The following is a 13,135-nucleotide window of genomic DNA, read 5'->3' on the forward strand; positions in this document are numbered from 1 at the left end:
TTCACATAGCGAGTATTCGCGTAAGCCGTTGCGTGAGTCAGACAATTTGGTGCCAATCATCGAAACAAAAACTTAACAAAGCGTTGCACCGGACAAGCCGGTGAGCGCGGCGTTAGGCATATTGGGGTAATCGATGAGCGATGTTGATAACGATCAAGTCTCATGGCATGAACGCCTCATGCTTGCGTGCTCGTATAACGCTGAAAGCATTGAAGAAGAGCAAGAGCGCATAAGAAAAGTAGCTTTATCGGCCCCTTTCGACGCCTTGGAACTATTTCTTTCGTCGCCTCCTGGTAAGTACGAAGGGCCGGCAAGGGCTGTCATGGCTCAGGTTTATGAAAATCGAGCAAGCCAAGCTAGATCTGAAATTGCCAAGAGGGAAGGCCGAGCTGAATGGTGGCGTGGTCTTGTTCAGCAGATCAGCGCTCAATTAATTGGTTCTTTACTACTTGGTTTGATTCTGGGGTTTATCGGCGGTGTATGGTTTTGTTCAGCCTAACAATTAGCTCACAGGAAATTTACTCGCAAGCTCGCAATTTTCCTGTGAGCTAGGCGTTAGCCAAAGGACCCTATGACAATCACCATGGCAGCAATATTTTCACTGATTGCAGGACTGATCGGAGCGGTCTTTGGGCATGTTTTATCCGAAAAAAAGAGCCGCAACGATGAGTTGGCAAAAATGCGACTGGATGCGTACTCAGACTTTTTGAAAGCCATTTCATTCCTTGTTTCTGCTAGAAGATCCGGGCGAATACAAGATGAGATTTCTGAGCTTGGAGCTCTCAATGATGCGAAGTCGCGGATTTGCGTATGCGCCGATGCTGGTGTAGTAGAGGCCTTGGAAAGTTTTTGGCTGCAAGGTGGTATGTAGTGGTCAACTAATACCGGACAGTGATTTAGGTTTTTCTTCGGCCACCGCAGGGGCGATCCCGCCGTTGTAGCTGTGAGGCCTGTGGTAATTGTAGTAACCCATCAGATAGTCACCGATATCTTTCTTTGCTTCGGGCAAGTTGCGGTAGCCCATCGTAGGCACCCACTCTGATTTGAGGCTGCGGAACAGCCTTTCCATTGGCGCATTGTCCCAACAGTTGCCCCGCCGGCTCATGCTTTGCTGCATTCGATAGCGCCATAACCGCTGCCGGAACACTCGGCTGGCATATTGGCTGCCCTGATCCGAGTGGAACATGAGTTTCTCAGGTTGACCGCGTTGCTCCCAGGCATGTTCCAACGCCTTCACCACCAGATCTGCATCCGGGCTGCTGGAGATCGCCCAGCCAACAACCCGTCGTGCATAGAGATCCAGAACAACAGCCAGATAACTCCAGCACTGCCCCGTCCAGATATAGGTGATATCTCCGCACCACACCTGATTCGGGGTTGCCATCGTAAACTCTCGATCCAGATGGTTCGGTATATCTGGCCGCTCTACTGTCGCCTGCTTGTAAGCATGAGGCCCAGGCTGCTTACAGATCAGCCCGAGTTCACGCATAAGACTGCGTACCTTGAAGCGACCAACTTCCTCCCCTTGCTCATTGAGGAGCCCTTGTATCGTACGGCTTCCCGCCGAGCTGCGACTCTGATTGAACAAGCGGTTCACTTTGGCTTTCAAGGCCACACGCTCCGCATCGATACGACGGCTCCGCTTACGGTGTTCGTAGTAACAGGAACGATGCACATTAAACGCTGAACAGACCAATTCCACAGGCTCTTGCTCACTTAATTGGTCAATCAGCGCGTACGATTCCAGTCGTCCGACATCAAGAGAGCAGTAGCCTTTTTTAGAATGTTCTTCTCCCGTTCCAGGCGCTCACACCGAGCCTCAAGCTCCTGTATTCGGCGCTGTTCCGGGGTAAGAGCCTTGCCTTTGGGGGTAACACCTTGGCGTTCAGCCTCAAGCTGCTTAACCCAGCGCCGCAGCGCGCTCTCGACTACACCAAGCGATGTGCTGGCTTGGGGAACGGTGTAGCCTTGGTCCAGCACCAAGCTGGCGGCTTCCTGCTTGAATTCAGGTGTAAAGGATCGTCGTTTTCTGGTCATATGACACCTCGCTTAAGGTGGTGATTTTACCACCCTACGTTGGTGTCCGGATTCATTAGACCACTACAGTTGCGCTTTTTCAATGGATGGACATACACCGTCAAAACCGCGCCTAGATTGCGAACCAGCCTGAAAGACTGAGCATGCAAGGAGTTATTCAGAGGCTCCCTTGGTTTACTGCCTATCGCAGGATCATCCTTCATGAGTAGCAATACCTATGCTGAGAAATGGGAGATAGGGATGTCCATGCCTGCAAAAAACACGGTCTGTCTTTGGTTCAATGGTGATGCTGAAGAGGCGGCCCGCTTTTATGCCCGTATCTTCCCGGATACCACGGTGGATGCCGTCAACCGGGCGCCTGGCGATTACCCCGCGGGAAAAGAAGGGGATGTGATCACTGTTGAGTTCACCGTGATGGGTATTCCCTGTCTGGGGCTTAATGCGGGTGATGCCTTCCGTCATGACGAGGCGTTTTCGTTTCAGGTGGCCACGCAGGATCAGGAAGAAACGGATCGCTACTGGAACGCGATTATCGAGAATGGCGGACAGGAAAGTGCCTGCGGCTGGTGCAAGGACAAGTGGGGGCTGTCATGGCAGATCACCCCTGCGGTCTTGACCCAGGCCATCACCAGCCCAGATCGGGCACTGGCCAAGCGGGCCTTTGAAGCCATGATGACCATGCACAAGATTGATGTGGCAGCGATTGAGGCGGCGTGTTCGGCTGAATAGGCTGTTTCTTGGCGTTGCAGGGGGACGCTCTGGCCTTGCCCCTGCTGTGGGCAGGCCAGACGGGCGTCGTTGTTGCTGTCAGTGCGCCACCAGTTCTCTCTCTCTGAGCAACGCTTCAATCTCAGGAATACTCGCCGGATCATCAATCGTGGACGGGATGTTATAGCGTTCGCCATTGGCGATCTGGCGTAGCAGTTTGCGCAGAATTTTGCCCGAGCGGGTTTTGGGCAGGCGCTGGGCGATCAGGGTGTCTTTGAGACAGGCCACTGCGCCAATCTCCTGGCGGATGCGGGCGACCAGTTCGCTGTTGAGGGTGTCGGCTTCTACCTCCATGCCATCTTTGAGCAAGACTAACCCAATGGGCACCTGCCCCTTGAGATCGTCGTTAATGCCGATGACAGCGCATTCGGCGACGGCTGGGTGGCCGGCGAGTACTTCTTCCATTTCGCCGGTGGAGAGGCGGTGGCCGGCCACGTTAATCACATCGTCGGTGCGGCCCATGATGAACACATAGCCGTCGTCATCCTTGTAGCCTCCGTCGCCGGAGGTGTAATAGCCGGGAAACTGTTCCAGGTAGCCGGCCAGAAAGCGTTCATGGTTGCCCCAGACGGAGGGCAGGCAGCTGGGTGGCAGGGGCAGTTTGATGGCTACGTTACCCTGTTGGTTAGGGCCCACTTCGTTGCCGTTGTCATCGAGTATGCGCACATCGTAGCCGGGGCTGGGCAGGGTGGCAGAGCCCGGTTTGCAAGGCTTGGGGTCGATGCCCATGAGGTTGGCGCAGATCCCCCAGCCGGTTTCGGTTTGCCACCAGTGGTCCACCACCGGCAGGCCGGTGATGTCCTTGACCCATTCATAAGTGGGTGGGTCCAGCCGCTCGCCGGCCATGAAAAGGGTTTCCAGCGCGGAGAGGTCATGTTGCTTGATGCCCTCGCCATTGGGGTCTTCTTTCTTGATGGCGCGGAAGGCGGTGGGGGCAGAGAACAGGGCCTTGACCTTGTATTCCTCCGCCACACGCCAGAAGGCGGCGGCATCGGGGGTGCGAACCGGTTTGCCTTCGTAAAGTACGGTGGACAGGCCACTGAGTAACGGGGCGTAGACGATGTAGGAGTGGCCCACCACCCAGCCCACATCGGAGGCGGCCCAGAAGGTGTCGCCGGGGTTCATGTTGTAGATGGCTTTCATGCTGTAGTGCATGGCCACGGCGTGGCTGCCATTGTCGCGGATCACCCCTTTGGGTTTGCCGGTGGTGCCGGAGGTATAGAGCACGTAGAGCGGGTCGGTGGCGAGCACGGGGGTGCAGTCCACCGGGCTGGCGGCGGCGACGGCTACCTGCCAGTCCAGGTCGCGACCCGCTTGCAGGTTGGCGTGGGCCTGGGGGCGCTGGTAGATCACGCAGCGCTCGGGTTTATGTCGGGCCTGCTCGATGGCCGCGTCTACCAGCGGTTTGTATTCAATGATCTTGTTCACTTCTACGCCGCAGGACGCCGACACAATGACCCTGGGTTCGGCATCGTCGATACGCACCGCCAACTCGTGAGCGGCAAAGCCCCCGAACACCACGGAGTGGATGGCGCCCAGGCGCGCGGTGGCGAGCATGGCCACGGCGGCTTCCGGGATCATCGGCATGTAGATCAATACCCTGTCGCCTTTTTTCACCCCTTGCTGGCGCAGGGCACCCGCGAAGGTGGCGACGCGTTCGGTGAGCTCGGCGTAGGTGATGGCCTGTTTGCTGTTCGTGACGGGGGAATCGTAGTAGATCGCCACCTGATCGCCGCGCCCGGCAGCGAGGTTGGCATCCAGCGCCATGTGGCAGGTGTTCATGACGCCATCGGTAAACCAGCGGTCGATACCGTTTTCATCCTTGCCGAGAATGGTGGAGGGGAAGGTGAACCAGTCCAGCTGGCGGGCCTTGTCGGCCCAGAAGGTGTGCGGATCGTTGATGGACGCGGAGTATTCTTGTTCGTAACTCATCTTTGGCCTCTTTTTGCCCCAGCTCGGGTACCAGCAGGGTGGTGCATAGCCCATGGTGACGCCGTTCGTGACGGATTGTCATGATGGACTGCACGGGTTGGCAATGTGCTTTCATGCTAGGAGGCGCTTGAGGGGGAGTGAATTAGACCAAAGTTTGTAGCGGTGATTCGTGGAAGTCAGGGGCGTGGGAAGGAGTGATGCGTGTTTGCGTCAATGCACTTGCGGATCACCTGCGCCACTATAGGGGCCCATTCACAATGACGGAGGGTGAGCATGTATATCGCAATGAACCGTTTCAAGATCAAGCCAGGCTGTGAGCAGGATTTCATCGAGATCTGGAAAGGGCGGGATACCTACCTGCAGGAAGTCCCGGGCTTCAAGGAGTTTCATCTTCTGCAGGGGGCGACGAATGACGAGTACACCCTGTTTTCGTCCCACGCGGTGTGGGAGTCCCAGGCCGCATTTGAAGGCTGGACCAAATCCGAGGCATTCCGCAAGGCGCACGCCAATGCTGGTGCCCGCCGCGATATCTACCTGGGCCCGCCCCAGCTGGAATGTTTCGAGGTGGTGCTGTAACCCCGCTGCGTTGCCGCACGGGGCTGGCTTGAGAGACACCCCACAAAGGCCGGGGGTTGACCACTGAGGTCAAAGAGATCACCGGGATGCACAAGTGTGTTTTCTGCGGGCCCCGGTCTCATCGGTGCGGAACACATCAGGCCACCCTGACATCGCCGCGGTGAGCGGCGAGTCTGCAGGGTGTGGTGTTATTTCGGGTCGCCGGTTTCGTTGGATTCACCATCGTTGGCTTTTGGTGGCGGAGTGTTGTCGTCACTCTGTGTTGTTTTGCCCTCCAGGGTCAGCTGCTCGCCGTCGCCATTGCGGATATGAATATCCAGCTGGCTGAAGGCGATTTCCACGTCGTGCTCCTTGCACAGGGCATCAATATGGCGATTCAGCTCGTCGGTGGCGGCCAGACGGTCGTTGATGTCGCTCACGTGAACGCGCAACTCATGATCCAGTGTGCTGGCTCCGAAGCTCATGAACAGCACCACGGGCTCGGGGTCACGAAGCACACGACTGTTTTCTTTGGCCGCCTGTAGCAGAATCTCACGGCACTTTTTCAGGTCTGAGCCATAGGCAAAGCCCACACGCAGGATAATCCGGGTGACGGTGTCGGACAGCGACCAGTTGATCAATCGCTCGGTCACAAACACCTTGTTGGGTACCAGAATTTCCTTGCGATCAAAGTCGATCAGGGTGGTCGCACGAATGCGTATCCGGCTGACGGTGCCGTCGAGGTTGTTGATGGTGATCACGTCGCCGATGCGAATGGGGCGTTCAAACAGCAGGATGATGCCAGAGATAAAGTTGGCAAATATTTCTTGCAAGCCGAATCCCAGGCCTACCCCAAGGGCGGCCACCAGCCATTGCATCTTGTCCCAACTGAGACCCAAGGCTCCCAGCGTCAACACGATGCCGCTGGCCACAATCACGTAGGACAGCAGGGTAGTGGTGGCATAACTGGTGCCTTGGCGCAGGTCCAGACGCGACAGAACCAGCACTTCCAGCAGCCCGGGCAAGTTACTGGCCAGCAAAAAGGTGACGGCGCCGATAATGAGTGACGCGATCACATCACCGAGACTGATCAGTGAGGCGCTGGCCGCCTGACCGGTGCCTTCTGCAGCGGTTTCCCACAACACAATCTGGTCAGTGTAGGCGAACGCATGAAAGACATCTGCCCAAACCCAATACACCAGCAGACCAATGATGCCCACCAGCGCCAGCCGGATAAGACGTAACGACTGTTGATTGACCTGTTTCAGGTCCAGTTGTGGCTCTTCGACTTCCACCGCTTCGGCGCTAGCGCTGTCTTTTTGTTCGGTTTCCCGTTGTGCAACCGCGCGTTTGTACGCCAGCCGTTGAGCCGCTACCGCCAGACCGCGTACCGCGGTAGCGTCGAGCAGGATCCACAGCGCGACCAGATACAGGCTGTAAATCATGTGCCCGGCCAGACGCACCGAGGTGTAGTAATAGCCAATCCCGGTGAGAATGATCAACGCCAGTGGGGCCAGCGCGCACAAGCCGGTAGACAGGGCTTTTACGGCGCCGCTGTAGTGTCGACCCGGGTAGGCCTGGGCAATGGCAGGCAAGCTGACCATCACAGTGAACAGGCTGATCAGCATGATGACCAGGCCAAGCCGGTCGTTACTCAGCTGGGCCGGCCACTGGTCACCAAAGGCGATGATGAACATCATCGGTACCAAGGCCAGACCAGTGAGCAACATCCGGCGGCGCATTTGTTGCTGGTGGGTCATATCCCATCGGAAATGGCGTTGCGCGATTCCGTCAGTCTTGAGTAGCCGGTAGAGCACCTCAAAGACCAACCAGAGCAGAGCCAGTTGGGTGAGGGCGGCACCAATCACGCTGCTGAACGTGCCAGGTGTCAACCAGATTGCGCTGCCCAGCAACGACAGAAAAAGCGGTACCGGAGCTGAAATAATGAAGGTATAGAGCAGGCTGGTGGGGGTGTGGGCCTGGCTGTCGCGGCGCAGCGAGCCGACATCACGATTCATCTCTGCGATGCGTTTTTTAAGTCGCGTACGGACCAGCAGCAACAATACGGGCGGGATGATCATGCCGATCAGCCATCCCCAGCCATGGGTAAACAGCTTCCATACGCCGCTGCCGATCGTCTCCCATGGCAGATTCCTCACTTGGGTGATCAGCTCTGCGGGAAGCCGCGCCAGCCAGTGAATGCTGAGTGGCTGATTGCTTGGCATCCAGAATGTCTGTTCAGAAATCGTATTGTGCAAATCCCGGGTAATTTTGCGCAGCTGGTCATGATTAAGCTGCGTACGGGTGAGGATGGCGAGCTGGCGACTCAATTCCTGATCCAGTTGATCATACAATTCCAGCCGCTCCTCACGGAGAATGTCAAACGCCTCATCAAGCCCCGGCTCTGCTGATGAGCCATCCTCGGCGAGGGGGAGAGGGGCGTCATCCAGTGCCTGAATATGCTGTTCTATTTCAAACTGGCGTAGCCGGGCTTCGGTAATCTCTTTGCCAAGATCCAGTTCCCCCTGATCCTGGGGCAGGCTTTTTTGCTGTTTGTAGAGAATTCGTGATAACAACAAACTGCCATCCAGCATGCGAATCTGGTCGTTGACGGTGGTGGAGAGAGAGCGGGCCTTGTCCAGTTGGGTTTTGGTGTCCACGGCGGTACGCAGCAACTGATTGACGCTGTCGCCGGTCTTCGCAAGCTCCTGGCGCAGGGCCTGATTGGTTTTCATGGCCTGTTGTACTTCGGCGTTCTGTAATACCGAGGCCGGCAGTGGGGAATCCGGGGAATGGGCCTGTTGCTCCAGCTGATCGGTCCGTTTCTGGTTGATCAGCGGTTGAACGGCGTCGAGGCGTTGTTCGATCAGGCTTTGCTCGAGTTTGAATATTTGTTGTTCGAGCCGGGCAATGTCCTGCTGGCGGTCAATGACTGACAGTTCCTGATTATAGCGCTCGATTCGCGTTTCCAGAGCTTTTTGCTCTGTCTGCAAACGGCGGATCTCCAGTTCTTCAAGCAGGTCCCCGTCTTCATCGGTGCCATTATTCAAACGGGTACGAATCGTATTGATACGATCCATGGCATCACCGATGACCTTTTGCGCTTGCTCGGGAAGGGTCTGGGTACGGGTCAGCTCGCTATTGGCACGGGCAAGTTCACTCTGGTTGGTTTCCAGTGCGTCGAGCTGGGTAACCAGAATGTTGATCAGGGCTTTCAAGTCTTTGTCGGCATAGCCTGCCGCCCAGTCAGAATCCCGCTCCTGACGTAAGCGGGTCAGTTCGGCCTCCAGTCGGGTGCGCTGAGAAGGCGCCTTGCGGGCAAACGCCTCCAGTGACTTGATGCTGCTCTGGTTGCTGTCGATTTCCTGGCGGAAGGAAAGCGTTTTTTCCAGCGTTTCCCGGTCCGGGTTACGACTGCCGTCCTTGTTGTCTTCACCGGTTTCTGTGAGCTGTTTTTGCAAATCGCCGACACCTGGCAAGGAAAAACTGCCGGTTTGAGCGGTGGCGAACAGAGGCAAGATCAGCAAGAGGACGAGAGTAAGTCGTCGATCCATAACAGCGCGGGCTCCGGGAATCGCAGTAAAGCCCTGTTGTATCACAGGGCTGTGGTGAATGCTGTGGTGGTGATGGCATTCGGCCTGCCTGTCGGTAGGTTGAATGCCGCTCATCCACATTGTAACGGGCAAAGGCGCCGCTGGCAGAAAATGTCCATAAAATGTCCCGCCACGCCCTAGGGCTGTGATATACGTTTGGTTATTGTTTGTTCAATTCAATAACAATTCGAAGCAATTCAATAACAAAACGGAAGGGGACCCCCATGAAAACGCTAGCGCTTACCGGCCTGCTTGCGGCCACCCTGTTGTCATCGCCAGTCCATGCCTTTCAGCAAATCACCCACAAGCGTATCGCCATTGATGCGGTGAATTACATGAAGGCCAACCCGCAAAGCACCGAATTCAACCGCCTGAAAGCCTGGGTGAATGCTGCGGGTTACAGCATGGATCAGTTTGCGGAGGTGATCGGGCAGGGCGCCTACGATGTGGATGATTTCCAGGATACTTACCTGTGCGGTGCGGTGACCGGGGACTGTGTGTACGCGCCGGTGTTCAACGCCGGAGCATCGCTGGTCAACTATACGTCTTACTGGCATTTCCAGAATCATACCCGGGGTTCCGATGTTCATGGGAACGACTTCGGGGGCTATAACTACGACCTGCTGACCGTGTGGGGTGATATCGACAATCTCGCAGCTGCCTGGCTGGTGGGTGACTACATGGATGACGGTAACGGTGGCATGACTGGCTGGTGTTTCTGGAGCTGTGCCGATGACAGCGAGTACAACACCTATGGGGTGACCGAAGCCAACTACCGCCAGGGTAGCTACTCGAGCAAGTCCATGTACGATGATTTCGAGGAGATGCCGTTCCAGCCCATCGATAACCTGGGGCAGTACTGGTACAGCCAGTTCCTGGCAACGCCCACCGCCCAGACCCTGGGTTTCGTGATGCATACCACTGACTTGCTGCAGCCCCACCACGTGTGGACCACCTCGGCCCTGAATCACAGCGGTTGGGAGTCCTGGGTGGCGGATTACTATGACAGCGAAAACCTGAACAACAGCGCACTGGTGGATCAGGCCATGATGGACTACACCCCGCTGTCCACCAGCAGCAATGATATCCGTCCACTGCTCACCCAGGGTGGCGCGCTGGCCTACGGTAATGGCGGTATTGTGCTGTCCAGCACCGACCACGGCGACCGTGTTCAGGTGGCGCAGGTGGTGATTCCCCATGCGATTGCCATGGTGGTGCACCTGTTGAACCACGCGGCGGTGAAAGTGAACCCCTAACAGGCTTAATCGCCTGCGGCCCTCCTGCTTTCTGCGACACGTTGAAAGCAGGCAGGGCGCTTCCAAAACAATAACAAGGGTGGCGCCATGAAACGCTCGATTCCTATTCTGTTTGTGGTCTTTCTTGCTGCGGTATTACTGGGCCCGGTGGCCTGGCAGGCGTGGGGTCCGCTACCGGACTCTGTCGCGGCGAGAATCAACGGTGAGGATTTGCCGGCGGACACCCTGGCGGTGTTTGTGGCCGCCGCGCGCCGCGCCGATCCGACGACGACTCCCCAGGTTGTGCTCAAGGGACTGGTGGAAAACCGGTTGCTGGCGGGCATGGCGGAGCACGAGGATCATCACGGCCACCACGCTGCCCAGGTCGGCTCCGGCAATGTGGGCTATGACCGTGATACGGTGCGAGAGCAGCAACGCTTTCGGCTGTTGCGTTCGGCCTTTGCCGAGCCCTTGCGGGCCGCCGTGCAAACCCGTGGTGCCGACAATAGTCTGACGTATCTGACGCAGCCTCTGGAGCTGGACGCGACGGCGTTGGCCCCCATGCTGACCCTGGAACAAGCTCTCTATACCACGATGACAGAGGCCCAGCAGCAGGCGGCGAAGCAGTACGTGTTGGCCCGTTACCGGTTTGCGGAGTCACAGCCGGAACAGACCCTGAGCCTGTGGGATCTTTACCGCCGCCAGAATATTCAGCTCAAGGTGCAAATGCATAATCTGAATCTGGCCTTTGTTCGCGAAGCCATCAAACAACAGCTCACCATGGAGTTCGTGTTCTACTGGTTTGAACAGGAGTCCGGCCTGTCTCGACAGGCGGTGGCGGCAGTGGACCGTTGTCTTGATGATGCGTTGCATCGCGATGCCCTGCTGCATGAGATGGGGTTGATGCACGACATTCACGATGATAACCCCGCCCTGCGGGAGCAGGCGGGCAAGGTTACCCAGCAGCAGATTGCCGAGTATTACGCGGCCAACAAGGATGAATTTACCCGTGTCGAGCGGGTGCGGGCGCGTCATCTTAGGGTAGATTCCCAGCAGGCGGCGGATCGCATCGTGGCGGAGATTCGCGATGGCCTGTCATTTGAACAGGCGATAGCCCGCTACTCCCTGGCTGAGGATGCGACTGACGGCGGCCAGTTGGGGTGGATTGATCGCGAGAGCCGGGACGATCACTGGACCCGGGCGTTGGCATTTGTCCAACCGCAAGGACGGGTGTCTGCGCCTTTCCGTAGCCCCGCGGTCAGCGGTGCCCCCTACTGGGAAATTCTTCAGGTGGATGAAAAAGTCATGGGCTACCAGCCACTGGACAGTGAATCGGTGCGTTACCGAGCTTCGTTGGCGATTGCCCGTGAACAGCTTGAAGCCCGGTTTCGTGAGCAGCTGGCGGACGCCAGTGCCGATGCGTCACTGCGTATCAATCAGGGTGTCATGTGATGAAACCCGGGCCGTTAGTCGCACTGGTTGTTGTGGGTCTGGGGATTACCCTGGCCGTGTGTGTGGCTTGGGCCCGGCTGCATGAGGACTCACCGACAGCTGCAGTGGTTGAGCCCCCGGTCCACCCGGCAACGGTGAGCCCGTCAATGGCGGCTAAGTTGCCTGCGGATGAGGCTGAGACGATGCCCACCTACATCGGGGATCGGGTCATCGACGGTCCGGCGTCAAATGCGTCGCAGGGGGCCGCCCCTGCAGTGGTGCCGGTGCCCTCTGCCAGGGCGGTGGCGGCATTGCGAGAGAGCATGGAAAACGGTGACCCCCGCACCCCGCCACTGGCGCGCAGCACCAACCTGCGTGAGATGCCGTCTGCCGAGGAGCTGGCGGACCCGGGGTTGTACCAGCAGTACGAAATGCGCCAGAAGCAGCAGGTCTATGGCTCCTTTGTCACGGCGGCCAATCGCAAGATTGGCGAGCTGGAAAGCCTGATTGAACAGGGGGAGGCATTTGGCATCGATCCGGAGCAGCTGGCCGAAGGCCAGCGCAAGCTGGACGGTCTGATGGCGCAACGCGATCAGTTGCTGGAACAACACCCGGAGCTGGTCGAGCCGGAGCCGGGGCAGGAGTAGCCCAGGGTGTTCGCGGTGTCGAGAATATTCTCGTCATCCGGTGCCAGGTTCATTGCCTTGCAGAGGCTGCGTCTGGCGGCATTGCTATCCCCTTGTTGATGCTGGGCGAACGCCAGGTTGTTCCAGGCCGCGGCCATCTCTGGCGCTGCCTTTACGGCATGTTCGAAGGCCTCCAGAGCGGCAGGTTTGTCTCCGTCTTGCCACAGGGCATTGCCGTAACCGAACCATAGCTCGCCACTGTCGGGGAAGGCCTTCACGGCTTGGGGCCAGTAGTCCATGGCATTGGGGGTGGCCGAGATAGCCCGGAAGAGCGGCTGCGGTTCGGCACTGGACGGCAATTCGCCGGGGGCGATGAGGGTGAATCCCCATTGCTCTGCCCGCGCCCAGGTGCGGATAAACCGGTTCCAGTGCGTGGTTTTGCTTTGCGTGGTGCCACTATGCATCACCACCGTCTTGCCTTCATCGTGATACCCGGTGACCACGGCATAGTGCCATTTCGGCCAGCTGGGCAGGGCCAGATTCTGCATCACCAGCACCGGGCGGCCCGCCTGTAATTCCTGATACAGATGTTTGGCATCGTTGACCGGGTAGGCCAGCAGGCCCCGGCTGCGAGCCGCCGCCATGAGCTCGATTCCCAGACTGCCCTTGCGCTCAGGTAGCCAGACTTCGTCCACCAGCGCATCGGCGCTGACCGGTTTCCCGGCCCATTGCAACATCATGGCCAGCGCGGCCGGACCACATTGGTAGGCCTCTTGCGGGACAAAGGGGACCACGACCTGTTCGTGCTGGGCGACTTGGGCACTTTGCGGTGGCGGAACACTCTGACAGGCGCTCAAGAGCGCGATCAGAATGAGCAGGAGGGTTGCCGCGGCAGCACGGTTACGGGGCTGTGACGCACACGCCAGCGGGGGCGCTGGCGTGTGGGAACGAAACATCA

General features: G+C 57.8%; 11 protein-coding genes. 7 read left to right on the forward strand and 4 right to left on the reverse strand.

Annotated features, from left to right (window positions below):
- Positions 1 to 133 precede the first annotated feature (133 nt).
- Together D4A39_RS00970 and D4A39_RS00975 are read left to right on the forward strand one after the other, a co-directional pair.
- Entirely contained in the window at positions 134 to 499 is a 366-nt protein-coding gene (locus D4A39_RS00970; protein WP_146026902.1) for a hypothetical protein, read from the forward strand.
- 72 nt (positions 500 to 571) lie between these two features.
- A complete protein-coding gene (locus D4A39_RS00975; RefSeq protein ID WP_119917344.1) occupies positions 572 to 871 on the forward strand; it encodes a hypothetical protein in 300 nt (99 codons plus the stop codon).
- A gap of 3 nt (positions 872 to 874) precedes the next feature.
- On the opposite strand, the gene D4A39_RS00980 is transcribed toward D4A39_RS00975, so the two are convergent.
- Positions 875 to 2,037, reverse strand: a protein-coding gene (locus D4A39_RS00980) for an IS3 family transposase (RefSeq protein ID WP_119917345.1) whose coding sequence is annotated in 2 segments (ribosomal slippage) — positions 875 to 1,782 and positions 1,782 to 2,037 — 1,164 coding nt in all. Because the reading frame shifts where the segments join, the coding sequence is not laid out codon by codon here.
- 246 nt (positions 2,038 to 2,283) lie between these two features.
- Between D4A39_RS00980 and D4A39_RS00985 the strand changes: the two genes are divergently transcribed.
- A complete protein-coding gene (locus D4A39_RS00985) occupies positions 2,284 to 2,766 on the forward strand; it encodes a VOC family protein (protein ID WP_199699411.1) in 483 nt (160 codons plus the stop codon).
- A 78-nt stretch (positions 2,767 to 2,844) separates the two neighbouring features.
- Here D4A39_RS00985 and D4A39_RS00990 read toward each other — a convergent pair whose 3' ends face one another.
- Positions 2,845 to 4,737, reverse strand: coding sequence for a propionyl-CoA synthetase (locus D4A39_RS00990; RefSeq protein WP_119917346.1), 1,893 nt, complete (start codon positions 4,735 to 4,737; stop codon positions 2,845 to 2,847).
- Positions 4,738 to 5,010: 273 nt separating this feature from the next.
- Here D4A39_RS00990 and hmuQ point away from each other — a divergent pair, with 273 nt between their 5' ends.
- Positions 5,011 to 5,313: a heme-degrading protein HmuQ gene (gene hmuQ / locus D4A39_RS00995; protein WP_022985611.1), complete on the forward strand. Its 303-nt coding sequence runs from the start codon at positions 5,011 to 5,013 to the stop codon at positions 5,311 to 5,313.
- A 188-nt stretch (positions 5,314 to 5,501) separates the two neighbouring features.
- Here hmuQ and mscK read toward each other — a convergent pair whose 3' ends face one another.
- A complete protein-coding gene (mscK, locus tag D4A39_RS01000) occupies positions 5,502 to 8,846 on the reverse strand; it encodes a mechanosensitive channel MscK (protein ID WP_119917347.1) in 3,345 nt (1,114 codons plus the stop codon).
- Positions 8,847 to 9,109: 263 nt separating this feature from the next.
- On the opposite strand from mscK, the gene D4A39_RS01005 reads away from it, so the two are divergent.
- From D4A39_RS01005 to D4A39_RS01015, 3 genes are all read left to right on the forward strand, one after another.
- Entirely contained in the window at positions 9,110 to 10,141 is a 1,032-nt protein-coding gene (locus D4A39_RS01005; RefSeq protein ID WP_119917348.1) for a phospholipase C/P1 nuclease family protein, read from the forward strand.
- An 87-nt stretch (positions 10,142 to 10,228) separates the two neighbouring features.
- On the forward strand, positions 10,229 to 11,572 hold the full coding sequence (locus D4A39_RS01010) for a peptidylprolyl isomerase (RefSeq protein ID WP_119917349.1): 1,344 nt from the start codon (positions 10,229 to 10,231) through the stop codon (positions 11,570 to 11,572).
- Complete coding sequence (locus tag D4A39_RS01015) at positions 11,572 to 12,198, forward strand: hypothetical protein (protein WP_119917350.1); 627 nt, start codon at positions 11,572 to 11,574, stop codon at positions 12,196 to 12,198. The genes D4A39_RS01010 and D4A39_RS01015 overlap by 1 nt, the downstream gene beginning before the upstream one ends.
- On the opposite strand, the gene D4A39_RS01020 is transcribed toward D4A39_RS01015, so the two are convergent.
- On the reverse strand, positions 12,144 to 13,133 hold the full coding sequence (locus tag D4A39_RS01020) for a PA2778 family cysteine peptidase (RefSeq protein ID WP_119917629.1): 990 nt from the start codon (positions 13,131 to 13,133) through the stop codon (positions 12,144 to 12,146). The genes D4A39_RS01015 and D4A39_RS01020 overlap by 55 nt on opposite strands.
- Positions 13,134 to 13,135 lie beyond the last annotated feature (2 nt).

It is taken from the genome of Alcanivorax profundi (assembly GCF_003597125.1).
GTDB lineage: Bacteria > Pseudomonadota > Gammaproteobacteria > Pseudomonadales > Alcanivoracaceae > Alcanivorax > Alcanivorax profundi.

Bases quoted from the DNA above. Each gene is read 5' to 3' on its own strand.
- D4A39_RS00970 (WP_146026902.1), top strand. From the start codon at position 134: ATGAGCGATGTTGATAACGATCAAGTCTCATGGCATGAACGCCTCATG.
- D4A39_RS00975 (WP_119917344.1), top strand. From the start codon at position 572: ATGACAATCACCATGGCAGCAATATTTTCACTGATTGCAGGACTGATC.
- D4A39_RS01015 (WP_119917350.1), top strand. From the start codon at position 11,572: ATGAAACCCGGGCCGTTAGTCGCACTGGTTGTTGTGGGTCTGGGGATT.
- D4A39_RS01005 (WP_119917348.1), top strand. From the start codon at position 9,110: ATGAAAACGCTAGCGCTTACCGGCCTGCTTGCGGCCACCCTGTTGTCA.
- D4A39_RS00985 (WP_199699411.1), top strand. From the start codon at position 2,284: ATGCCTGCAAAAAACACGGTCTGTCTTTGGTTCAATGGTGATGCTGAA.
- D4A39_RS01020 (WP_119917629.1), bottom strand. From the start codon at position 13,133: ATGTTTCGTTCCCACACGCCAGCGCCCCCGCTGGCGTGTGCGTCACAG.
- hmuQ (WP_022985611.1), top strand. From the start codon at position 5,011: ATGTATATCGCAATGAACCGTTTCAAGATCAAGCCAGGCTGTGAGCAG.
- mscK (WP_119917347.1), bottom strand. From the start codon at position 8,846: ATGGATCGACGACTTACTCTCGTCCTCTTGCTGATCTTGCCTCTGTTC.
- D4A39_RS01010 (WP_119917349.1), top strand. From the start codon at position 10,229: ATGAAACGCTCGATTCCTATTCTGTTTGTGGTCTTTCTTGCTGCGGTA.
- D4A39_RS00990 (WP_119917346.1), bottom strand. From the start codon at position 4,737: ATGAGTTACGAACAAGAATACTCCGCGTCCATCAACGATCCGCACACC.